This window comes from Micromonospora sp. BL4 (assembly GCF_003667505.1).
Lineage (GTDB): Bacteria > Actinomycetota > Actinomycetes > Mycobacteriales > Micromonosporaceae > Micromonospora.
Window position 1 is genome coordinate 17,297 of sequence record NZ_RCVJ01000114.1, and the last position, 21,163, is coordinate 38,459.

Genomic DNA, 21,163 nt, shown 5'->3' on the forward strand with positions numbered 1-21,163 from the left:
AGCAGCCTTGATAGCTGGCGTAGGTCGCGTATCGCGTCCTCAGGTGCGCAAGCCCGGTGACGGGCATGCCCCGGCATCTGGAATCAAGAGCCTGCACCCATCCGGCTGACTCCTCGTCCACGCCTCGGCCCCGTGCCGGCGCGCGGACCCGGGATCCGCGCGCCGGAGGTGTCAGGCCGTCGCCCGCTTCGGGAGCTTCCACCCGGGGCGGGGGAAGTGGCAGGTGTAACCGTTGGGGTAGGTCTGCAGGTAGTTCTGGTGCTCGGGCTCAGCTTCCCAGAAGTCGCCTGCCGGGGTGACCTCGGTAACGACCTTGCCGGGCCACAGGCCTGAGGCGTCGACGTCGGCGATGGTGTCCTCGGCGACCCGCTTCTGCTCGTCGTTGGTGTAGAAGATCGCCGAGCGGTAGCTGATGCCGATGTCGTTGCCCTGGCGGTTCTTCGTCGAGGGGTCGTGGACCTGGAAGAAGAACTCGAGCAGCGCGCGGAAGTCGGTCTTCTCGGTGTCGTATACGACCTCGATGGACTCCGCGTGGGTGCCGTGGTTGCGGTAGGTGGCGTTCGGGACGTCGCCGCCGCTGTAGCCGACGCGCGTGGACACGACGCCGGGCTGGTGGCGGAAGAGCTCCTCCATGCCCCAGAAGCAGCCGCCGGCGAGGATCGCCTTTTCGGTGGTCACATCGTCTCCTTACTTGTCGTCGGTGTCAGTGTTGCTGCCACTCGTGAACAGGGTGCGGTATTCGCCGTACCCCGCGTTCGCGAGGTCGTCGAGGTGGATGAACCGCAACGACGCGGAGTTGATGCAGTAGCGCAGTCCACCCTTGTCGCGGGGACCGTCGTTGAAGACGTGGCCGAGGTGGCTGTCCCCGTGCAGCGAGCGGGCCTCAGTCCGGATCATCCCGTGGCTGGAGTCTTTGCTCTCGACGACGTTCGTCTTGGCGATCGGCTTCGTGAAGCTCGGCCAGCCGGAGTTGCTGTCGTACTTGTCGACCGATGCGAACAGCGGCTCGCCGGACACGACGTCGACGTAGATGCCGGGCTCGTGGTTGTCCCAGTACGCGTTGGCGAACGGCCGCTCGGTGCCGTTCTCCTGGGTCACGCGGTACTGCTCCGGGTCAAGCTGCGAAACGGCGTCCGGGTTCTTGTGGTAGTGGGTCTGCTGGGGCACAGCTCTCCCTTCCCGGCCTTTCGGCGTGGAACTGGGGAACGAGGCGAAACGCACCTGTAGAGACACCCTGCGGGCCGGCTGTATTCCCGCGGCCCTCAGCTTCCTTGGACCATCAAGTCCGGGATGACTATTGAAAGTTCGCGGCTAGGTGGCGTCGCTGTGGCGGGTGGCCTCGGAGATGTCGCCGCCACAGTAGCACCGGCGTGATCCCAAGAGTGGACTTGACCGACCAGTTCTACCGCGACTAGGTTCGGGGCGGCCGACGGGGTGCCTCCGCTGGCGACGAACTGTCCGACGTGCCTACCGGCGTCGAGTTCACGGACGTCGTGTCACTCTCGGGGCGCCGGGTGCGGCCAACACACACCGCGATTGGGTGGGGAAGGGGCCAACTGTCGTGAGTGAGGGTTTCGGGGGCCGTAAGGTCGTGGTCGTCGGCGGCGGAAGCGGCATGGGTCTCGCCACGGCCCACCAGGTCGTCGCGGGGGGCGGCACCGCCGTGATCACGGGCCGCGACCAGGACAAGGTCGGGGCCCGCCGTCCGGAGGAGATCGCGAAGCGGTGTCATCCCTGCTGTCGGTGAAGTCGAGCTGGATGACCGGCGCCATCGTCGAGGTCGACGGCGGCACCGTGGCCGGCCGCAACTGACTCTCGAAACGTAACGCCGGGGTCGCGCTGGCGGAGCCTCGACCCCGGCGCCGCATCACCGACGACTTCGCTGTCGCGCTCGTTCCTCGACACTCTCGCGCCACAACCGCTACCGATCAACGTGGTGAGACACCGAGGCCTGACGCCGCTGATGCTGGTGAAACGAAACGTGCACCTCGTGCCCGTGCAAACGAGGACTGGATACAGGGAGGCGCCGGATGAAGGCGATCGTAGTGACGGACGAGGCCGCGGGAATGGCCGGGATGACGCTAATGGAGCGGCCCGAGCCGGACGCGGCGCTGAACGACGTCGTTGTTCAGGTCCATGCGTCGGGATTCGTCCCGACTGAGTTGGCGTGGCCCTCGACCTGGACCGATCGCCTCGGTCGTGACCGGACGCCGTCGATCCCCGGGCACGAGCTGGCCGGGGTGGTCACCGCTCTCGGCTATGGCACCACGGGTCTGTCGGTGGGGCAGCGGGTGTTCGGCCTCACGGACTGGACCCGCGACGGCACCCTGGCGGAGTATGTGGCCGTCGAGGCGCGTAACCTCGCGCCGCTTCCCGGCGACGTCGACTTCACGGTGGGCGCGAGCCTGCCGATCTCGGGCCTGACCGCGTGGCAGGGACTGTTCGAGCACGGCCGCCTTCGGGCGGGTCAGAGCGTCCTCGTGCACGGCGCGGCCGGCGCAGTCGGTTCGATGGTGACGCAGCTCGCACGCGAGTTCGGCGCCTACGTCATCGGCACCGGGCGCGCTGCCGACCGTCAGACGGCGCTCGACTTCGGCGCGCAGGAGTTCGTTGACCTCGAGAATGATGTCCTCGAAGACGTCGGCGGAGTCGAGCTGGTGTTCGATGTCATCGGCGGAGACATCGGGAAGCGGTCCGCAGGCCTGATTCGAGCCGGAGGAACGCTGGTATCCGTCGTCGGCCCGCCGGAGGCGCGGCCCGCCGACGGCCTGGCGGTCGACTTCGTCGTCGAGCCCGACCGCGCTCACCTGGGTGAGGTCGTCCGACGGGTGCGGGACGGACGACTGCGGACGAACATCGGCAGGGCCGCGACCCTCGACGACGCCGTCGCCGCTTTCAATTCGACCGAGCGGATCACCGGGAAGACGGTCATCCGCGTTCGTCCGTAAGGAGTGGGAGGCAGCCCTCCTTGTGGATCAGCGTCAACCCGGGGTCGAATCATGGTCAGCCGCGATTGACCCTCGGAACGTAACGGCGGTTGAGCTGCGGACGTGCCGGTACGCGTCCGCAGCCCCCGCCCGCCGGAGACCACCAGCACTCCTTGCCCCGCCCCGGCCAACTGGCGCGGCTCCAGCCTGACGTCGACGAGCTTGCCGAGTGCATCGCGGTACTCGTCGCCGGCGCCCACCTAGAATCTCGCGTCTGGTCAGCGACCTGGGAGTGCCCAGTCAGGTCGGATGAAGCGGCAGGACTATCCCGCCCCGGACTGTTGGGTGACCGATGTCGGAGACGTGGGCATGTCCGGATGCGTCACGATTGAGCGGATTCTCAGCGCTCAGGCAGTCGGCACCGGCAGGCTGAGGACGAGCGACCCACGCAGGTCGACCAGGACACGACCGGCCGTGCGCACCACGCGCATAACGACGTCCTCGCAGCCGGGACACCGGGCGACGAGGCCGGGCGCTCGGTCGAACACGCGCATCGCGGCCAGCGGACGGGTCGTCCGGCACCCGGCGCAGGTGAGCTCGGCAACGGTGAGGTCGGTCCCCATGATCTCGCCGAGCGGCCCGGCGAGGGCGTTGCCGTCCACCCAGGGTGCGTCGTCGGCTCCGACGTTGGTCGGCATGCTCATCCTCCGGTGGGTCCGAAACGTTCAGTGCGGATGTTCGTGGGATCGTGGCCGATGTCGACGAGGAGGTCGGCAACGGTCTCGACGAAGCCGGTGGGTCCGCAGACGAACGCCACAGCGTCGGCATCGCGGGGCCAGGCGACGCGAGCGAGGGCGTCCGCGTCCAGTCGTCGGGGTGGAGCCGGCGAACCAGGAGGCGCGACCCTGGTATAGACGTGTGTGACGGCGATGCGCCCATCGCCTGCGGTTTGTGCAGCGGCAAGATCCGCCGTGAACAGCGCATCGGAAGGGGATCGCGTCGAGTAGAGCAGCCTGGTGGGATTCGTCGCCGCGCGCACCATCGACATCAGCGGTGCCACGCCGGACCCGCCGCCGATCAGCAGCGCCGGGCGCGGATCGGCGGGTCGGCGTACGAACCAGCCGCCGAGCGGCCCACGGATCTCGAGCTGGTCACCCGGTTCTGCAACGTCGACGAGGTACGGCGAGACCTCACCGTCGGGCACCGCCTGGACGGTCACCTCGAGCCGGTCGGGCCCCGGGGCGGATGCGATCGAGTAGCTGCGGTACGCCGTGTAGCCGTCGGGAGCCGTCAACCGGACGTCGACGTGCTGGCCTGGCACGTGACCTGTCCAGCCGTCGACGTCGAGGACCAGGGTCCGCGCCGTCGCAGTCTCCGCGCGGGTGGCGGCGACGGTCGCCGGCTGCCAGGTCAGTCTGACAGGTATCGCTGCTCGCGCCATGGGTCCCCGTAGTTGTGATAGCCGGCCGTCTCCCAGAACCCAGGCTCGTCGTCGAGGCGCAGTTCCAGAGCGCGCAGCCACTTCGCGCTCTTCCAGAAGTACAGGTGAGGAACGAGGAGACGCGCTGGCCCGCCGTGCACCGGAACCAGCGGCTCACCGTCGAACTCGTACGCCACCCAGGCCTGGCCGTCGAGAAGGTCCTCGAGCGGCAGGTTCGTGGTGTAGCCGCCGTAGGAGTGGGCGACGACGTACTCGGCCGTCGTCTCGACGTCGGCCAGCAGCGTGTCCACCGAGACGCCTCGCCAGCGCGTGCCGAACTTCGACCAGTGCGTCACGCAATGGATGTCCACGGTCGGTTCTTCGGCAGGAAGGGCGGTGAACTCCGCCCATGACCACGTGCTCCGCTCGCCGGTCTCGGTGACGACGGCGAGCTCCCACCGGTCGAGGCCGATGCGCGGTGTCGGTCCCGCCGACAGCACCGGAAAGTCGTCCGTGCGGTACTGGCCGGGCGGGAGGTCCGTGTCGTCGCGTCTGCGGCCCCCGAAACCGCGTGTGATCAATGCCATGCGTCCCTCCCCATGTGGCCAGGCGGCCGCGATCCCGTTGCTGCCCGTGCTTCCGCTCGGCCGGTGATCCACCCCGCCCGTGACGTCATCGTCTGCGAGTGCCCCGGTAATGAGATTTCACCCGTTGGGACCGTAGTCGCCCGCAGTCCGGAGTATATTGACTGGACCATGACGTCCAGAATAGGCTGGCGTGGCGCCAGCCGGCAAATCCCTCCACTGGCCGCCAGTGGGTGGGGTCAACAGGGGGACTGGCGGTCGTGGCGGTGCGTACCCCATCTGGCGGATAACTCCGCAGCGCGAGTATAAAGGACTATGGAGTCCATGCGGCGCGGCTAGGGACTGTTCCGAGTTGGTCGTCGACATGTTGCAGCCGGTGCGAGATGGCCGCGGGCCAGGTCTTGTCCGATGTCAGGAGAGTTTGATGAACCCTGTTCCCTCCGGTGGGGACGTTGTCGATGGCCAGCCCGTCGATGCGGCGGACATGATCGCCGCCCTGACCGCTGCACAGTTCGTGTTCCAAGACGGCGCCACACAATCGTTCACGGCAGAGGGTCGAACGACCTACGTCGACAGGGGCACACCGTCGGCTGGCGAGTGGTCTGTTACGGGTGACGGGACCTTCGCTTCGTTCTGGCCGCCAACGTACCGGGCGACGTACACGGTTCGGTGGATCGTCGAGGACGGCGTGCGAGTGGGCGTCAGCTTCACGGATGCCCGGAGCCGAGTCCGCTACGACGGCCGATACCGATGACTGGACGAGATGCGAGCCATACGTCGAACCACGATTGGCTCCGTGCTTCCTCTGCTCGCACCCGCCGTGACCAGTCTGATGAACAGGGTTCAACTAACGGGTCGGCTCGCCGGACGGCTCCGAGAGGAACGATTTGATGTGGTCCAGCGCCATGTCCAGAGCAACTTCCATGGGTTCGACGTTGTGCGCGGCGTTCGCCAGCAGGTAGCCGCCTTGCAAGGCTGCCATCAACCCCGTGGCCAACTTCTCCGGGTCGGCGTCCTGGCGCAGTGCGCCGCTGTCCCGCATCCGGTGCAGACCATCACTGATCAGCTTTCCCCATGCCGCAAACGTCTCCGACAGCATCGATCGAGCCTGCTCATCTTGATCAGACAGCTCGACAGCCATCGACCCGAGGCCGCACCCGTACTTGCCGTTGTTCAGTGAGTTGGCCTGGACCAGCGCGTTACGCCACCGGACCAGCCCTGAGAACGATCTCAGTCGTTCGAGCCCTGCGCGCTCACGCTGAAGCACAAGCGCGCCTCGATATTTGACCAACTCGCGCACGAGCTCCTGCTTGTCCGCGAAGTGGTGGTAAAGCTGCGACTTGCTCGTCTGGCTTGCCTCGCGGACGTCGTCAAGGGTCGTCGCGTTCACCCCGCGCACGAACATCAGCCGGTTCGCCGCCTCGAGGATCCGTTCTCGGGTCGCGATGCCCCGTTGGCTGATCCTCCGCTGCTTCGTCGGCGCAGCCACCTGCTCGTCGCCCATCGGTCAAGTGTATCCATCGGCGCGCGCTAAATAATCTACGAAGGATGGGACCTTGGAGTCCATTCAGCGCGATGTCGCATTGACGTGATGGTGAAGGACGAGCGGATGCCCTGCCAGCTTGGTGGGACGGGTGCTATGTCCGCGGGATCATCAATAGGGCGAATCTTTGCCCGGACCATACGGTCCTCATTGTGGCAAGTTGCTGCTGAGAGTTGCTCGGCGCTGCGTCACGGGCGGTGCGCCGGAGGACAGCCATGTCAACACTCGTTGACATACGTGGGTACGTCACGCGCATCACCGCGGCTGACCTGGCTGCGGCCAGGAAACAACAAGGGGGGAATCAACGGAGCAAACAAGTGAACGCGAGGAAGTCCTCGCGTCAGCGAGGTGTTCAGCGGCAGCGGGGAACTTGACCAGATTGCCGGTATTCGGGTTCGCCAGGCCTGGATACGTGGTCATTTCGCCGCGGCAGTTGGTTGCCAAGTGATCCGTTCGTAGCAGACCAGGGCGATCAGGATGATGGCGACTAGAGCGAGGGCGGCGAGGGCGGGAAGGTGTCGGGCGACCGGCAGCAGCGCGAGAATGATGCCGGCCGCGAGGATCGGGGCGGGTGGGGTGTGCCGGACGGTGAGTCGAAGGAACAGGGCCCGACCAACGAGGTAGAGGGCCGGGCCGCCGAGCAGAGCTGCGGTCGAAGTCCAGTCCAGCGAGGTCCCAGCGGGCCGCCGGGGCGGGTGGTGGGTCATGTGGGCGAGCACCACCTCTATGCCGACGGCCAGGTAGATGATCCCGGCGATGAGCACGAAGTGAGTCAAGCTGTAGGCGATGCTGCCTGTCCGAGTCCGGTCGGCAACGGGGATCCGCGCCAGGGCTTGACCGGCGGGTGCGGCGGCGTTTTCGAAGTACAGCCACCACAGAGTCAGCGCCGTGGTCAGGGCGAGCAGCGCAGCGATCAGGACCGGCCAACGAATGACCGCCGATCCGGCGCCGACGCCCACCGCGATCAGCGACTCGCCCAGAGCAATGATCACTATCAGGCCGTGCCGCTCGGCGAAATGGCCGGGGCTTGGCAACGGAGCGCGTCCGGCAGACACCGCGATGAACAGGCCGCCGACGCAGTCGATGAGGAACGCCGCGGTCCACAACAGCGTCTGCGTGGCGCCGCCGAACACCGCGCCGAGAAGCAGAGCAGGAAAGCCCAGCGAGACCGGGATGAGCCGCAAGCGCAGCGAAGCGCGTAGCCGCGCGTTACCGGCCGAAATGTGCCAGACGAGGGCCAGATACACCGCCCGGATGACGATGTAGACGAGGGCCAGGGTCATGGGCGCGGCCAGTGACTGGCTGTCGTGCCGCCACGCCTGGGGGAGGACCAGGGCGGCCACGAACATCGCGGCCATGACAGCGGTGTTTCCGGCGCGGACCAGGCCCACGTCGGCGCGGACCTGGTTGGCCAACCAGGCGTAGTTGGTGAACGGCCACCACAGCAGCAGCAGGAGCACAAGGCTGTGCGCCAGCCTGAGTGGCGTCGGCGCCTGTGCCGTGAACGTTGCCACCTGGATGAATGCGAACACGAACACCAGGTCGAAGAACACCTCGAACGGCGTGGTCCGATGGGCTTCCTCGGTCGGCACCGGCGGCCTGGCCTGGAAGATGCGTTTCATGGGCCTATCTTGTTTCGCCCAACGACCGGCAGATCCGGACTCAACACTTAAACCCGGCAGCCGCCGCCGGGCATCACGGATGACTTCGGCGCGGATGACCTGTCGAAACGTCGATGCTCGCCGGTGAAGCCCTTCGGTGTGTGTGGCGGACCCCAGCGGGTAATGGTCCCCGGCACGCCGACCGTCGACACAGCGACTAGGAGCGAGCGATGGGCACACGACATGCCTTGGCCGATGACCTCGCTTCCGTGGGGTTCTCGGTCCTGCGCTCCGCACTGGCGACGAACATCTTGTGGATCGGTGCGCTCAAATTCAAGCAGTACGAGGTCGAGAACGATGAGCCCCTGGTCACCTCGAGTCCGCTGTTCTCGCGGTTCCGGACGAAGCTGGGCGCACGAAAGCTCAACCGACTCATCGGTGTCACGGAGATCACCGTGGGCTCTCTGATCGCCGCGAAGCCCTTTGCGCCCAGAGCGTCGGCGATCGGCAGCTTCGGGGCGGCGGGGATGTTCCTCACCACGCTCAGTTTCCTGGCCACGGCACCCGGAACTCGGCAGGAAGGGCAGGGGAAGTTCAGCCTTTCTCAGCTGGGGCAATTCCTGTTGAAGGACACGGTGCTCCTCGGTGCCGCTCTCTTGACAGCTGCCGAGTCGCTGCGCGTCGCCGGCCACCGGTAACGCCTGAGTTTCCCTCGCTTTGATGGAGCGTGGGCATCTGCCTGCGCTCGCTGACCCAGAACTAGCTGCACCGTACGAGTAGCTGACGAAAAAGCTCCGCGGTGACCGGCTGCTTCGAGCTGGCCCGGCCTTCTTCAGGTGGGACGAATCGCGCCACAGGCGTTGCTTAGGCCTGCTCTGGCTGGGAACAGGGACGAACAACCCAGGTGAGCATCGTCGGACACGACGAAATCCGGCCCTGCAGCGGCCACCAAGCGGGCTCAGGCCCGTGGGGCGCGTCCGTGTCCGAGCCCGGTTCGCTGTCGCGACGCCCAGTCGGGCCCGGTGGCGACGGCGCCGCTGGCGTTGCTACAGTCAGTTTGTTGCCGAATCAAATTTCTCAGCGGCAACTACCTTTGAAAGGACCCCTCCGATGACCAAGCTCTCCGTCATCTACTACTCCTCGACCGGCACGGTCCACGCCATGGCCAGGCGGCTCGCCGAGGCTGGCGAGAAGGCCGGCGCCGAGGTGCGGCTGCGCCAGGTTCCGGAGCTTGCACCCGAGGAGGCCATCGCCTCCAACGCCGCCTGGAGCCAGCACTTCGACGCCACGAAGAGCGAGGCAAAGGCGACCGCCGACGACGTCGTCTGGGCCGACGCCGTGCTGTTCGGCACCCCCACCCGCTACGGCAACGTCTCCAGCCAGCTGAAGCAGTTCATCGACACCCTAGGCCCGCAGTGGGGCCAGGGGCTGCTGGCCGACAAGGTGTACGCCGGCTTCACCGCATCCATGACCGCCCACGGCGGCCAGGAGTCGACGCTCCTGGCGCTCTACAACACGATCCACCACTTCGGCGGTCTGGTCGTCGCCCCCGGCTACACCGACCCGTTGAAGTTCGGCGACGGCAACCCGTACGGCGTCTCGCACGTCACCGGCGGCGGCAACGACGCTCCGCTGGGCGACGCCCAGCTCAACGCCCTCGACCACATGGCCCAGCGGGTCGTCAAGATCGCCAGCAAGCTCAGCGCCTGACAAACCCGCAGGCGCCGGTCGTCTCCGAGCGGCCGTAGAACGATCAGAGGGCAGCGGTTCGAGCCCGCAGCAGGCCAAGGGCCGGTCTCCCCGCACGGGAGACCGGCCCTGGTCCGCCGCTTGAGGGACCGCTCGACGTCGTCCCGGACGCACGCTGTCGCCGGGTAGCTGCCGTGCCCCGAGCCTTCGCGGACTGGTGGTCGGTGAACGCCGGGGCGACGCGTCGACGGTCGGGCGGAAACGGTTGGGGGAGTGCTCAGCCCCGGCCGCCCGAGTTGTCAGCCCCGGTCCTGGAAACCGAGTCCCCCACTGCGTGCAACACGGTAATTTTCCGCTATGGGCATCACCGGCGGCATAGCATGCGTCTTTCTGATTGCCGTCATCGTGGCGGGCATCGCGTTCTGGGCGGTGCGGTACGGGTTGGGCCCGAAGAAGCCACCGCCACCATCGGACGTTCTGGAGCCGCCGCAGCATCCGCGCGACGGTCGCTGACGCGGCGACCGGCGAAACCGGGGCTTTCCTGGCCACTCCGGTCGACCGTCCCGTGAGCACGGCCGCGCGCGCCCTGATCTCGCTGGTCAGCGAGATCATGCCCGGAGGAGGCGCTGCGACGCCCGAGGATCGGGCGTGAGGCCCTTCCCGCCGGCCCACGGCCGTGCTCGGCGCCCGCGGCCGTGGCGCGCTGAGCGCCGACTCAGGTTCTGATCGGGTTGACGGGGACACGTTCTGCGTCGTGGATGGCGAGCGAAGACGGCCCATCCGGGTATCTGGCGGTAGGGTCCTCGACGTGCTGCGGCGGTGGACCCTGACGATCCTGATGGCGACGTGCGGCGTGCTGGTCCTGGTGGCGCAACTGGCCGCCGGCTTGCCCGTCGTCGGCGGCGTCGAGTTGCTGATCTTCTTGGCACTGGCACTGCTGCTGTCGCCGCGGGCCTTTCCCCGCTCAATGGACGCCGCCGAAGCGCAGCGGGCCAGCGCCGCGGACGGCAGGCCGATCGTGTACTGGCGCCCCGGCTGTCGCTACTGCCTTCAGCTCCGGTTCTCCCTCGGCCGGCTCGCCCGGAGGGCGCACTGGGTGGACATCTGGCGCGACCCGGCGGGTGCCGCCGCTGTCCGGGCGGTGGCCGACGGCAACGAGACCGTGCCCACCGTCGTGCTCGGCGGTCGGGCTGTCGTGAACCCTGACCGGGCCTGGTTCCGCGAGCAGCTCCGCTCGTTCTGAGCGCGCCCGGCGAGGTTGTCGGCTGCCCCATGGCGTGGCGGTAGCCGTCAGCGCGTACGACGTTCGGCATCTCGGTGAGCCGTACCGGATTGGTCTCGTGAAGTTCGATGTCGGCGATGCGCCGGTGCCCGCGCTCGGCGAGGTGGGCGACGATCAGGCCGGCGCCTACGAAATTGTCGTCTGCGACGGTGTCGTGGACGGCCGAGTGTCCGCATCGCCCGCGGCGCGGCAGCGCCGCAGGCCGCCGACCCTGGCGTTCAGCACGGGCCGGCCCAGGACGTGGCGGCTGCGAGCCCCCGGCCGCGGTGACCCTGGCGAGCATTCTGTCCGTCGACCGGTGGACACCCGCCCTCGACCGACCGGTCGTCCCGCGACCGGGCTCGGCGGGCGGAGCATCGGGACATGACGGAATCCCCCGCGGTCCGGGTACGCGGACTGCACAAGCGGTACGGCCGGCGCGCCGCGCTGGCCGGGATCGACCTGGACATCGCGTACGGCGAGGTGGTCGCCCTGCTCGGCCCCAATGGCGCGGGCAAGACCAGCACCGTGGAGATCCTGGAGGGACACCGGAGCCGCGACGGCGGCGAGGTGACCGTGCTCGGGGTGGACCCGGCGCGGGTCGGCCGGTTCGGTCGGGCCGCCCGGGACTGGCGGTCCGACATCGGCATCGTGCTCCAGGAGGCCACTGACCTCGGCGAGTTGACCGTGGGCGAGACGGTCCGGCACTTCGCCCGCTACTACCCCGCGCCCCGCGACCCGGCCGAGGTGATCGAGGTGGTCGGACTGACCGACCGGACCCGGACCCGGGTCCGCAAGCTCTCCGGCGGCCAGCGGCGCCGGCTGGACGTGGCCGTCGGTCTGGTCGGCGACCCCCGCCTGGTGTTCCTCGACGAGCCGACCACCGGCTTCGACCCGGCCGCCCGGCGGGCGTTCTGGGAGCTGATCCGAACCCTGGCCGGAGGCGGCACCACGATCCTGCTCACCACGCACTACCTGGACGAGGCCGAAACCCTCGCCGACCGGGTGGTGGTGCTGGCCAGCGGCCGGGTGGTCGCCGACGACCCGCCGACAGCCCTCGCCGAGCGGGCCGGCCACCAGGTCACGGTGCGGTGGTCCGGCGGCGAGCGCCGGACCGACGACCCGGCGACGGTGATCGCCGAGCTGACCCGGCGGTTCGGCGGCCCGATCCCCGGGCTCACCGTGACCAGACCCAGCCTGGAAGACGTCTACCTCGACCTGATCGGACACCGGCCATGACGATGACCAGCGGCACCAACCACCCGTCCGCGGTGACGCTCGGCCTGCACCGCGGCGTCGTCGAGCTGAAGGCGTTCTTCCGCGAGTGGGATGCGGTGGCCTTCACGTTCGCCCTGCCGGTGGTCACCCTGGCACTGCTCGGCTCGCTCATCTCCGGGGTCTACCCGGGCAGCGACGTCACCTCCGCCCAGTACCTGGCGCCCAGCATGATCGCGGCGGGGATAGCGGCCGTCACCTTCGTCAACCTCGGCGCCGGCATCGCCAGCGACCGGGAGGACGGCACCCTCAAGCGGCTCCGTGGCGCACCGATGCCACCGATCGCGTACTTCCTGGGCAAGACGGTGCAGACGATGGTCGTGGTCGCGGCCGAGATCGTGCTGCTGCTCGCCGTCGGGGTGGCCCTGTTCGACCTGCGGCTGCCCACCGATCCGGGGCGCTGGCTCACCTTCGGTTGGGTGCTCCTGCTCGGCGTCACCGCCTGCTCGCTGCTCGGCATCGCGGTGAGCAGCGTGATCCGCTCGGCCCGCAGCGCGGGCGCGGTGACCCAACTGCCGTACCTGGTGCTGGCCTTCGTCTCGGGCATCTTCTTCACCCCGGTCAGCGCCCTGCCGCAGCCGCTGCTGGTGCTGGGTTCGGTCTTCCCGCTGAAATGGATGGCCCAGGGCTTCCGCTCGGCGCTGCTGCCCGACACGATTCTCGGTGCGGAGGTCGTACGCGACTGGGAGCACGGGCGGACCGCGCTCATCCTCGCGGCCTGGTGCATCGGAGGTCTGCTGCTGTGTCTGACCACCTTCCGCTGGCGCGGCCGACGGGACCGGTGAGCGCGGGCGATCCGCCGCCCTCGGCGGCGTGGGTCGCCCGGTTCCCACTCTGGGACGCCTACTTCGCGGTGCTGACCGTCGCCATCGGGGTCGCCGTGGCGACCAGCGCCCCACCCGTGCCGTACCGCGTCGGGTCCGTCGCGCTGCTGGCCACGATCAGCATCTGGTACGCCGTCTTCGGCCGGGCGCTCATGCGGTACGGGGTCGGGGGCTCGCAGCCGTACCTCTATCTAAGCGTCGCCCTCGCGCTCTACGTGGCGGCGGTGGCGCTGGCGTCGTCCGCGTCGTTCGCCCTGTTCGTGCTCCTGCCGCAGGCGTTCATGCTGCTGCCGACGGCGTCCGCGGTCGGCGCGGTGGTGGTGTTCACCGCTGTCCAGGTGGTGCTGGACTGGCTGCGCTCCGGCGGCGGCCCGGACGCCCGGGAGACGCTGCTGGCGGCCGTGATGATCGCCGTCGTGGTGTCGGTGACCGGAAGCTGGGTGCAGCACCTGTTCGTCGACGCCGACCGGCGGGCCGCGCTGGTCGACGAGCTGGCCGCCTCCCGTGACGAGGTGGCCCGACTGTCCCGGCAGGCCGGCGTCGACGCCGAGCGGCAACGGCTGGCCGGCGAGATCCACGACACGATCGCCCAGGGACTGTCCAGTGTGGTCATGCTGATTCAGGCGGCCGACGCGGAGTTGGACCGCGACACCGGGCAGGCCCGCCGCCACCTGGCCCTCGCCGTGACCACCGCCCGGGCCAACCTGGCCGAGGCGCGGGCACTCGTCGCCGCGCTGACCCCGGCGGAGCTGGCCGGGTCACCACTGGTCGAGGCGGTGCGGCGGGTGGCGGACCGGTTCACGGCCGAGACCGGCGTGCCGGTCACCCTGGCCACACCCGGAACGCAGCGTCCGCTGCCCACCCCGGTCGAGGTGGTCCTGCTACGGGTCACCCAGGAGGCGTTGGCCAACGCGCGCAAGCACGCCGCCGCCGGCCGGGTCGAGGTGCGCCTCGAAGGGCGGGACGGCGTCGTCGTGCTGGAGGTCCGCGACGACGGCTGCGGCTTCACCATCCCGCCGGCCGGCGACGGGTACGGTCTGGCCAGCATGCGGAACCGGGTCGAGCAGGTCGCCGGCACGCTGCGGGTGTCGTCCAGCCCCGGGGCCGGCACCACGGTACGGGCGGAGGTGCCGATCGGATGATCTCGGTGCTGCTGGTGGACGACCATCCGGTGGTGCGGGCCGGGGTGCGCGGCATGCTCGCCGGCGAACCGGACATCGAGGTGGTCGGCGAGTCCGCCTCGGCCGTCGAGGCGGTCACCGCCGTCCGGGCGGTGCGCCCCGACGTCGTGCTCATGGACCTCCGGATGCCCGGGGTGGACGGCGCGGCGGCGACCGCCGAGGTGCTGGCCGTGGCGCCCGGCACGCGGGTGGTCGTGCTCACCACGTACGAGACGGACGGGGACATCCTGCGCGCGGTCGAGGCCGGAGCGGCGGGGTACCTGCTCAAGGACGTGTCCCGGGCCGAGCTGGTGGACGCGGTCCGCGGCGCCGCCCGCGGCGAGACCGTGCTGGCGCCGTCGGTGGCCGGCCGGGTGCTCCGTCAACTCCGCAACCCCCGGCCGGCCACCCTGTCACCGCGTGAGGTCGACGTGCTGCGGCTGGTCGCGCAGGGTCTGTCCAATGGTGAGATCGGGCTGCGGCTGCACATCACCGAGGCCACCGTGAAGACGCACCTGCTGCGCGCGTTCGCGAAGCTCGGCGTCACCGACCGGACCGCGGCGGTGACGACCGCGATGGCCGCGGGCCTGCTGCCGTCCTGACTCAGCGGTCACCCGCGGCCAGCCGGTCCGGCGACCGTCGCATCACTGCTGTGGTCGCCGGAGACGTCAGCCCGCGGCGGCAGTGCCTACAGGGCGTCCGTGGTCTCTTTCAGGATGCGGGCAAGTGCGTCGTAGTCGACGCTCTGCCCATCTTTGATGTCGACGGCTTTGCGTTCACCGTTGCCCAGAGCCCGAAGGAACCCCTTGACCTCCGGAATGTCCGTTGCGTTGAACACCATGAACGAGACCTTGTCCTTGGCCACCGCGATGACGGCCGCGTAGTGCCCGTTCTTGAGGTAGTGCGGCTTGCCGTACTGGAGCCGCTCCTCGACATCCGGAATGGTCTGGCGGACCATCGCACGTAGTTTCTCGCAGACATCGATCTGCCACGGCTGCGCCTTGTTGACGTACTGGGTGACCTCGTCACTCATCGTCTTCCCCCTCATCGTCGTTGCCAAGAACGACGGCCCCGGTCGAGACCGACGCGACGCGCCGTGCATAGGCCGGTACAGGCTCTCCGAGGAGAGCCTGTACCGGAGGATCAATCTAATCCAGTTGGGTGCGCAAAACTGTCCCGGCGATCCCGCCCGGACCGGACGGACGCCTACCTCTGGCGAATGGTGATCGTCGCCTTGCGGTAGTTGTTGCGCTTGTCGCTCTTCGTCGGGTCGTAGTTCTGTTCGATGTTTCCGGCCGCGTCGACGGAGAACCAGTGGAACGTCGTCGTCTCGGTCACGTGGAACACCTCGCCCGGCTCCCGGAACTCGGTCGCCTCGTAGCGCGGCGACTGGAGCGTGGGCCGGCTGCCGTCCGTCGTGTAGTAGATCGTGGCCGGCTCGTTGGTCTCGAAGCGCACGTCGACGGGCTTGGAGTACTTCCCGCCGCCGGGAACGAGCGTGGAGCGCGGGTCCTTCTTGTCCTTGCCCCAGTCCGCCGCGACCCGGAACATCTCCATGATTCCGTTGGCGTACTCCATCGTCTCGGCGTGTCCGCTGACGAGGTTGGGATCGCCCTCCCACACCGGCTGGAACGAGCCGCCCTGCCAGTTGCCAGTGGCCGGGTTGTAGACCGAGCCGCCGACCTCCCAGCCGAAGGCGTAGATCCCATAGGTGTGGTACAGGTCCTCGCGCACGTTGCCGGCGGAGGAGTAGAGGACGTCCGACGAGCCGCCGACGTTCTCCGGCGTCACGACGGTCTCCCGGTGCGCCTTGACCTGCGACAGGATCCTGCCCGCCGACTGCCAGTAGAACGCCTCGTCGCCCAGCGGCGGGCGCGGCGTGGTGATCCGCCCGTCCGCGATGTAGGCGCCGGGCTGCCAGAACAGCTGGCCGCCGTTGGAGTGCACCGACATCATGAACTTGATGTTCTTGTACTTCTCGACCAGCCAGATGATGTTCGCCGCCTCAGGTTCGGACAGCTTCTCCGGTCCCTGGTAGGTGTCGCTGACGCAGCTGGTCGACGCACCCGCGTAGCCGTCGTGACCCGACCCGACCCGGTAGTTGCGGTTCAGGTCGACGCCCCAGGAGTTGCGGCGGGCCGGATCGGCGTTCTCGTCCGGGCAGTGGTTCGTCATGTTCCGGCGCTGTGAGGCGAAGTTGTAGAAGCTGTAGTTCGCCCCGTCCGGGTTGTTGGACAGAATGAAGAAGACGTCGGTGCTCTCGACGATCTTCTTCGTCTCCCTGTCGGACTTGTAGTTGTGCACCAGACGCTCGGCCGACTCCAGCGACGTCGTCGCGGGCACCCACTCGCGGGCGTGGTCCTGCGCCTGGATCAGGACGCCGGGGTTCCGGCCGTCGCGGTGCTTACCGATCCGCAGGACGGGGATCGTGACCGGGCCACGCGGCACCTCGCCCTCCGGAGCGCCGACGCGCTTCTGGTCGAGGAAGTCGGTCAGCGCGACCGGGCCGGACGTCGGCGCGACGATGCCGGTGCCCGCGTTGGTCCGGTACGGGTGTGACCGGTCGATGAGGCCCTGGGACTGGGTCTCCAGCGCCGCCGCCACCTCGGTAGCCGTACTCGCGACCGCGGCGGAGGCGTCCTTCGCGAGGAGGACGCGCACTGCCTTGCCCGCCACCTCGACGCTGAGCGGGAGGTCCGCCCCCGGCCGGTCCACGAACTCGACGGTGATGTCGTTGCCGCCCTCGTGGCCCCACGCCGCCGAGCTGACGACGACCGCGGACTGCCCGGTGCCACCGATGGTGGCCTGCGCCTTGCGCTGGTAGCCGTTCGTCTGGTTCGGCAGGTAGACGATCTCGGCGATGTCCGGGTACTGCCGGGCGATCTCCTTGGCGCGGCTGTAGAGCTGCTGGGGGTTGCGGTAGCCGTCGACGAAGTCCGACTTGTAGCCCCGGTTCTCCGTCAGCGGCGGCGGAGCGTCCTCGAGCCAGTCCGAGACGTCGCCGGTGGTGACGCCGCCGGTCGAGCTGGTGACCCGGATCTGGTTCGGGCGCGCGTCGAGCTTGAACAGGTTCCGGTGGAACATGTACTGCCCGGAGTCGACGAATCGGCTCATCGTCCGGGCGAAGCCGAACGGGGTGCGGCGGCCCGAGTCGTTCTCGAGCTGCATCGTGACGATCGGGTCGGCCTGCTGCCCTTCGGTGGTGCGCGCCTCGACGTAGAGGAAACCCTGGCCCTTGGTGGTGAACCAGTCAGCGCGGACGACCCGTACCGTCTCCTCGTGGCTGAGCGGCTGGGCAGCTTGCGTACGGAGAGCCTGGATGCCGCCGTCGGCCTCCTCGCTCCAGGCGAAGCCCTCGTTGTCGCCGAGGATCTTGACGCCCATCGCCTTCAGTTCGGCAGTCTGTTCGGCGGTCAGCACCGCCTCGCCCTCGATGCCGCTGGGCACGCGCCGGAGGCCGTGTTCGAGGTCGAAGCCGGCGGCGACCACCTTGTCCAGCATGTCGGCGCCGGTCAGCTGGATGCGTACGGGGCGCACCAACTCCTGGTCCTCGAGGTGGGAACGCCCCGAGCCCGCCGTCGCTGCGGAATCCGCGGGATCCGCGCCTGCGGGCGCGGGCGCGGGCACGGTGAGGACGCTCGCCACCAGGGCGGGCAGCGCGAGAAGCGCGATGCGCAGTCGTCTGCGGTGCATGCTTCCCTCCTTCTGTTTGCGGCCTGTGGTTGATGCCGTGGCCGACCCACGAACGGACGGGACCGGTCCAGGTAGGACGGCCGTGCTGAGCTCACCCACGGCGAGCCTGGATACGACGACGGTCACCGTCGTAAGAGGAGCGTGCGGGCTGTGGGCGACCTGAGTGCGGTGAGTGTATGCACGTTCTTCGCATCGACGGGTCGCGTGAGCCGGATCTTGAGCATTGCTTGAGTTGGCCGTTCGAGGCGGCGGAATAGGCTTCAGCCATGAGTGGCGTGCAGAGCGGTGTCCGGAACGCGGTGAATCCCCTTCGTCAGCTCACGATCGACCAGCTTCGGCAACGGACGAGCCTCAAGTGGCGGGAGTACCCGGACGACGTGCTGCCGCTCTGGGTGGCGGAGATGGACGTGCCGCTGGCCGAGCCGGTCGCGCGGGCGATCACCGACGCCGTCGCGCGCGGCGACACCGGCTACACCGCCGGCACGGCGTACGCGCGGGCGCTGGCGGAGTTCGCCCGGCGGCGGTGGGGGTGGGACGGCCTGGCCGTCGAGCGCACCGCGCTGACGCCCGACGTGATGCACGGCGTCGTCGAGGCGCTGCGCCTGGTCACCGAGCCGGGGGACGCGGTGGTCGTCAACTGCCCGGTCTACCCGCCGTTCTACGAGTTCGTGGCGCACGCCGGCCGCCGGATCGTGGAGGCGCCGCTCGGCGAGGATCTGCGGATCGACCTCGGCACACTGAAAGACGCGTTCCGGCAGGCTCGGGCCGGTGGGCGGCCAGCGGCGTACCTGCTGTGCAACCCGCACAACCCGACCGGCGTCACCCACACCGCGGACGAGTTGGCCGCCGTCGCCGGCCTGGCCGAGCGGCACGGGGTGCGGGTCGTCGCCGACGAGATCCACGCTCCGGTGCTGGCCGCGGGGGAGCGTTTCGTGCCGTACCTCTCGGTGCCCGGCGCGGAGAACGGCCTGTCGCTCATGTCCGCCTCCAAGGGGTGGAACCTGGCCGGCCTGCGCGCTGCGCTGCTCGTCGCCGGCCCGGCCGCCGCCGGCGACCTGGCCCGCGTTCCGTACGAGGTCAGCGTCAGCACCAGCCACCTCGGCGTGATCGCCCACACCGCCGCCTTCCGCGACGGCGGCGAGTGGCTCGACGCCTTGTTGACCGGCCTGGACGACAACCGTCGGCTCCTCGCCGGGCTGCTCGCCGAGCACCTGCCGGCGATCCGTCACCGCCCCGGTCAGGCCACCTATCTCGCCTGGCTCGACTGTCGTGCCCTGGGCCTGGGCGACGACCCCGCCACCGTGTTCCTCGAGCGTGGCCGGGTGGCCCTCAACTCCGGATCGGCCTTCGGCACCGGCGGCGACGGGCACGTGCGGCTGAATCTGGCCACCGCACCGGAGCTGATCACCGAGGCGGTACGCCGGATGGCCACCGCCGTCGCCTGACGATCCCGTCACGCGTACGCGAGCAGGATTGCGGCGGCGGGCGAACGCGTCCCCTGATCGTGTTCGCCCGCCGCCGGCCCGCGTGCTCGTCGGCCCCGGTCAGGCCAGGCGCAGCCGAGGCTCCAGGATCACCTCGAAGAGCCGGTCCCACGGCAGCTCTACCCGCGCCGACTCGAAGCCGGCCAGGGCCGCCGTGAACGTCTTCGCGCCCCGGTGGCCCAGCACGATGCGGTGCCCCGCGAAGTGGTCGGCGAAGTACCGCTCGGTCAGCGGCACCAGCCGGTCGCGCACCCAGCCGTCGAAGTAGCTCTTCTGCTCGGGGGTGAGCGCGAGCGGGTCCCAGCCCTGCGCCCGGGCGTGCGCGTACGCCTCGACCTGCACGACGTTCTTCCACGGGTCGTCCTTGACGAGCCGGTAGAGCAGGTACTCGGCGTGCGCCTGGCCGGGCCCGCGCAGGTCCGGCACGCCGAACCCGCTGCCGGAGGAGCGAAGGTACGCCCACCGCGCGGTGCCGTGGCCGAGCGCCAGGCCGAGGGCGTTGCCGCCGGTGTTCCACCCCGAGTACGACAGCAGCGCCGCGAGATCCAGGCGGCTCTCCATCCGCGCGACCAGGTCGTGGTCCGCCTTGTTCACGATGAGCGGGTCCACCACGATGACCGGGGTGCCGGCAGCCAGCAGCGTCCCGATCCGTCCGACGAAGGCGTCCAGGTCGGCGGCCCGCTGCCCGGGCGCCGAGGACGGGGTGTTCACGGCGAGCACGATGTCCGCGTCGCCGCTGACGACCCGGCCCCCCACGGCGGTCACGTGCCGACGGATGTTCTCCGCGAACGGGATGCCCTCCAGTTGGGCGGTCCAGTCCTCGCCGGAGACGCCCGCGTACTCCACGCGGTAGGTGGGCTTCGTGGGGGCTGCGATCACGCGCGCGACCAGCAATGCGTCGACCTCGTCGGCGCCGGGGAAGATCTCCACTCGATCGCCGACGCCGAGTTCAGTGACGAGCGCCTCCAACTCCACGCGCTCGGCTCGGGCCAGGCCGACCGGCGCGGTGTCGTCCTCGGAGAGCACGAGGTGGCTGATGGTGCCGTCGGCGACCCACTCGACCATCAGCCGGTTGACCTGGTGGTTGCGGGCCCGCGCGGCGAGATAGTCCTCCACGACCTGGTCGGGGATCCGCGCCCGGACGGCGTCGAGTTGGGCCCGCAGCTCCTCCTGCCCGAGGTTCACCACCTGGTCGTAGAGCTTCGCCCAGGTGACCAGCAGGTCGCGGTATTCGTCCAACCCGGTGCCGGTGCTGGTGATGGCGAGACGCTGGATGGTGTCGTGCACCTCGATCACCGCCCCCGGCCGGGCCGAGCGCAGGTTGCGGATCGCGGCAAGGTTCTCCAGGGCGGCCGCCAGGGTCGGGGCGGCGGTGCGGGAGGCGATCAGGCCGCCGTAGGCGAGCATGCTGACCGAGATCACGTACCCGTCGACGCCCTCGGTGGTGCCGAGCCAGCGGGCGATGGCGGCCCCGTCGCCGGGGGTGAAGAAGCGGCCGAGCAGGTCCCGTGGCGGCAGCCGCACCTGGGCGCCGGCGCTCGCGGCGGTCATCTGCGGGGCGTAGGTGTTGACCGGCCGGTCGTCCAACGGGACCAGCGCCATGGTCAGCTGCCGACCGGCGGGCTTGGCGAACGCGGGTCGGCCGATGGCCACGGTGCTCAGCCCGGCCACGCCGGTGGCCAGGAGGGTACGCCTTCTCATC

The 21,163-nt window shown here is 69.4% G+C and carries 21 protein-coding genes; 11 read left to right on the forward strand and 10 right to left on the reverse strand.

What is annotated here, in order from left to right; genetic code table 11:
• Positions 1–171: 171 nt before the first annotated feature.
• Positions 172–678, reverse strand: coding sequence for a peptide-methionine (S)-S-oxide reductase MsrA (gene msrA, locus EAD89_RS11735; RefSeq protein WP_121655127.1), 507 nt, complete (start codon positions 676–678; stop codon positions 172–174).
• Positions 679–687: 9 nt separating this feature from the next.
• Positions 688–1,167: a peptide-methionine (R)-S-oxide reductase MsrB gene (gene msrB / locus EAD89_RS11740; protein ID WP_121655126.1), complete on the reverse strand. Its 480-nt coding sequence runs from the start codon at positions 1,165–1,167 to the stop codon at positions 688–690.
• A gap of 863 nt (positions 1,168–2,030) precedes the next feature.
• Here msrB and EAD89_RS11745 point away from each other — a divergent pair.
• Positions 2,031–2,948 carry an NADP-dependent oxidoreductase gene (locus EAD89_RS11745; protein WP_121675711.1) on the forward strand — a complete coding sequence of 306 codons (918 nt, stop codon included), beginning with the start codon at positions 2,031–2,033 and terminating at the stop codon, positions 2,946–2,948.
• Between the two features lie 386 nt (positions 2,949–3,334).
• Here EAD89_RS11745 and EAD89_RS11750 read toward each other — a convergent pair whose 3' ends face one another.
• From EAD89_RS11750 to EAD89_RS11760, 3 genes are read right to left on the reverse strand one after another with little or no spacing between them, the layout of a single operon-like run.
• Complete coding sequence (locus EAD89_RS11750; protein ID WP_233578532.1) at positions 3,335–3,631, reverse strand: DUF6510 family protein; 297 nt, start codon at positions 3,629–3,631, stop codon at positions 3,335–3,337.
• On the reverse strand, positions 3,628–4,368 hold the full coding sequence (locus EAD89_RS11755) for a ferredoxin reductase (protein WP_121675712.1): 741 nt from the start codon (positions 4,366–4,368) through the stop codon (positions 3,628–3,630). The genes EAD89_RS11750 and EAD89_RS11755 overlap by 4 nt, the downstream gene beginning before the upstream one ends.
• Positions 4,338–4,934 carry a sulfite oxidase-like oxidoreductase gene (locus EAD89_RS11760; RefSeq protein WP_121655199.1) on the reverse strand — a complete coding sequence of 199 codons (597 nt, stop codon included), beginning with the start codon at positions 4,932–4,934 and terminating at the stop codon, positions 4,338–4,340. Before EAD89_RS11760 ends, EAD89_RS11755 begins: the two co-directional genes overlap by 31 nt.
• A gap of 421 nt (positions 4,935–5,355) precedes the next feature.
• Here EAD89_RS11760 and EAD89_RS11765 point away from each other — a divergent pair, with 421 nt between their 5' ends.
• Positions 5,356–5,685, forward strand: coding sequence for a hypothetical protein (locus tag EAD89_RS11765; RefSeq protein ID WP_233578533.1), 330 nt, complete (start codon positions 5,356–5,358; stop codon positions 5,683–5,685).
• A 93-nt stretch (positions 5,686–5,778) separates the two neighbouring features.
• Here the strand turns inward: EAD89_RS11765 and EAD89_RS11770 are convergent, their stop codons facing one another.
• Together EAD89_RS11770 and EAD89_RS11775 are read right to left on the reverse strand one after the other, a co-directional pair.
• Positions 5,779–6,435: a TetR/AcrR family transcriptional regulator gene (locus EAD89_RS11770; RefSeq protein ID WP_121655122.1), complete on the reverse strand. Its 657-nt coding sequence runs from the start codon at positions 6,433–6,435 to the stop codon at positions 5,779–5,781.
• Between the two features lie 455 nt (positions 6,436–6,890).
• The gene (locus EAD89_RS11775; RefSeq protein ID WP_121655121.1) at positions 6,891–8,096 is read right to left on the reverse strand and encodes a low temperature requirement protein A; all 1,206 of its coding nucleotides are present in this window, start codon (positions 8,094–8,096) and stop codon (positions 6,891–6,893) included.
• 209 nt (positions 8,097–8,305) lie between these two features.
• Here EAD89_RS11775 and EAD89_RS11780 point away from each other — a divergent pair, with 209 nt between their 5' ends.
• From EAD89_RS11780 to EAD89_RS11810, 8 genes are all read left to right on the forward strand, one after another.
• A complete protein-coding gene (locus EAD89_RS11780; protein ID WP_121675713.1) occupies positions 8,306–8,773 on the forward strand; it encodes a YkgB family protein in 468 nt (155 codons plus the stop codon).
• A 412-nt stretch (positions 8,774–9,185) separates the two neighbouring features.
• A complete protein-coding gene (gene wrbA / locus EAD89_RS11785; RefSeq protein ID WP_121655119.1) occupies positions 9,186–9,785 on the forward strand; it encodes an NAD(P)H:quinone oxidoreductase in 600 nt (199 codons plus the stop codon).
• Between the two features lie 336 nt (positions 9,786–10,121).
• Entirely contained in the window at positions 10,122–10,277 is a 156-nt protein-coding gene (locus tag EAD89_RS30455) for a hypothetical protein (protein WP_158610733.1), read from the forward strand.
• A 295-nt stretch (positions 10,278–10,572) separates the two neighbouring features.
• Positions 10,573–11,007 carry a glutaredoxin domain-containing protein gene (locus tag EAD89_RS11790; RefSeq protein ID WP_199733484.1) on the forward strand — a complete coding sequence of 145 codons (435 nt, stop codon included), beginning with the start codon at positions 10,573–10,575 and terminating at the stop codon, positions 11,005–11,007.
• 402 nt (positions 11,008–11,409) lie between these two features.
• The gene (locus EAD89_RS11795; RefSeq protein ID WP_121675714.1) at positions 11,410–12,264 is read left to right on the forward strand and encodes an ABC transporter ATP-binding protein; all 855 of its coding nucleotides are present in this window, start codon (positions 11,410–11,412) and stop codon (positions 12,262–12,264) included.
• Complete coding sequence (locus EAD89_RS11800) at positions 12,261–13,085, forward strand: ABC transporter permease (RefSeq protein WP_121675715.1); 825 nt, start codon at positions 12,261–12,263, stop codon at positions 13,083–13,085. The genes EAD89_RS11795 and EAD89_RS11800 overlap by 4 nt, the downstream gene beginning before the upstream one ends.
• A complete protein-coding gene (locus EAD89_RS11805) occupies positions 13,043–14,266 on the forward strand; it encodes a sensor histidine kinase (protein WP_233578539.1) in 1,224 nt (407 codons plus the stop codon). The genes EAD89_RS11800 and EAD89_RS11805 overlap by 43 nt, the downstream gene beginning before the upstream one ends.
• A complete protein-coding gene (locus EAD89_RS11810) occupies positions 14,263–14,886 on the forward strand; it encodes a response regulator transcription factor (protein WP_121655115.1) in 624 nt (207 codons plus the stop codon). The genes EAD89_RS11805 and EAD89_RS11810 overlap by 4 nt, the downstream gene beginning before the upstream one ends.
• Positions 14,887–14,972: 86 nt before the next feature.
• On the opposite strand, the gene EAD89_RS11815 is transcribed toward EAD89_RS11810, so the two are convergent.
• The gene (locus EAD89_RS11815) at positions 14,973–15,317 is read right to left on the reverse strand and encodes a DUF1801 domain-containing protein (RefSeq protein ID WP_121675770.1); all 345 of its coding nucleotides are present in this window, start codon (positions 15,315–15,317) and stop codon (positions 14,973–14,975) included.
• Positions 15,318–15,490: 173 nt separating this feature from the next.
• Positions 15,491–17,977: a M14 family metallopeptidase gene (locus EAD89_RS11820; RefSeq protein WP_121675716.1), complete on the reverse strand. Its 2,487-nt coding sequence runs from the start codon at positions 17,975–17,977 to the stop codon at positions 15,491–15,493.
• A 266-nt stretch (positions 17,978–18,243) separates the two neighbouring features.
• On the opposite strand from EAD89_RS11820, the gene EAD89_RS11825 reads away from it, so the two are divergent.
• Positions 18,244–19,422 (forward strand): MalY/PatB family protein, encoded by a 1,179-nt coding sequence (locus tag EAD89_RS11825; protein ID WP_121675717.1) that lies wholly within the window; start codon positions 18,244–18,246, stop codon positions 19,420–19,422.
• Positions 19,423–19,521: 99 nt separating this feature from the next.
• Here EAD89_RS11825 and EAD89_RS11830 read toward each other — a convergent pair whose 3' ends face one another.
• Positions 19,522–21,162, reverse strand: a complete 1,641-nt coding sequence (locus EAD89_RS11830) for a DUF4127 family protein (RefSeq protein ID WP_121675718.1) — start codon at positions 21,160–21,162, stop codon at positions 19,522–19,524.
• Position 21,163 lies beyond the last annotated feature (1 nt).

What these genes read in the sequence shown, in the direction of transcription:
- EAD89_RS11745 (WP_121675711.1), top strand. Translation starts at nt 2,031, where the DNA reads ATGAAGGCGATCGTAGTGACGGACGAGGCCGCGGGAATGGCCGGGATG.
- EAD89_RS11750 (WP_233578532.1), bottom strand. Translation starts at nt 3,631, where the DNA reads ATGAGCATGCCGACCAACGTCGGAGCCGACGACGCACCCTGGGTGGAC.
- EAD89_RS11755 (WP_121675712.1), bottom strand. Translation starts at nt 4,368, where the DNA reads ATGGCGCGAGCAGCGATACCTGTCAGACTGACCTGGCAGCCGGCGACC.
- EAD89_RS11760 (WP_121655199.1), bottom strand. Translation starts at nt 4,934, where the DNA reads ATGGCATTGATCACACGCGGTTTCGGGGGCCGCAGACGCGACGACACG.
- EAD89_RS11765 (WP_233578533.1), top strand. Translation starts at nt 5,356, where the DNA reads ATGAACCCTGTTCCCTCCGGTGGGGACGTTGTCGATGGCCAGCCCGTC.
- EAD89_RS11770 (WP_121655122.1), bottom strand. Translation starts at nt 6,435, where the DNA reads ATGGGCGACGAGCAGGTGGCTGCGCCGACGAAGCAGCGGAGGATCAGC.
- EAD89_RS11775 (WP_121655121.1), bottom strand. Translation starts at nt 8,096, where the DNA reads ATGAAACGCATCTTCCAGGCCAGGCCGCCGGTGCCGACCGAGGAAGCC.
- EAD89_RS11780 (WP_121675713.1), top strand. Translation starts at nt 8,306, where the DNA reads ATGGGCACACGACATGCCTTGGCCGATGACCTCGCTTCCGTGGGGTTC.
- wrbA (WP_121655119.1), top strand. Translation starts at nt 9,186, where the DNA reads ATGACCAAGCTCTCCGTCATCTACTACTCCTCGACCGGCACGGTCCAC.
- EAD89_RS30455 (WP_158610733.1), top strand. Translation starts at nt 10,122, where the DNA reads ATGGGCATCACCGGCGGCATAGCATGCGTCTTTCTGATTGCCGTCATC.
- EAD89_RS11795 (WP_121675714.1), top strand. Translation starts at nt 11,410, where the DNA reads ATGACGGAATCCCCCGCGGTCCGGGTACGCGGACTGCACAAGCGGTAC.
- EAD89_RS11800 (WP_121675715.1), top strand. Translation starts at nt 12,261, where the DNA reads ATGACGATGACCAGCGGCACCAACCACCCGTCCGCGGTGACGCTCGGC.
- EAD89_RS11810 (WP_121655115.1), top strand. Translation starts at nt 14,263, where the DNA reads ATGATCTCGGTGCTGCTGGTGGACGACCATCCGGTGGTGCGGGCCGGG.
- EAD89_RS11815 (WP_121675770.1), bottom strand. Translation starts at nt 15,317, where the DNA reads ATGAGTGACGAGGTCACCCAGTACGTCAACAAGGCGCAGCCGTGGCAG.
- EAD89_RS11820 (WP_121675716.1), bottom strand. Translation starts at nt 17,977, where the DNA reads ATGCACCGCAGACGACTGCGCATCGCGCTTCTCGCGCTGCCCGCCCTG.
- EAD89_RS11825 (WP_121675717.1), top strand. Translation starts at nt 18,244, where the DNA reads ATGAGTGGCGTGCAGAGCGGTGTCCGGAACGCGGTGAATCCCCTTCGT.
- EAD89_RS11830 (WP_121675718.1), bottom strand. Translation starts at nt 21,162, where the DNA reads ATGAGAAGGCGTACCCTCCTGGCCACCGGCGTGGCCGGGCTGAGCACC.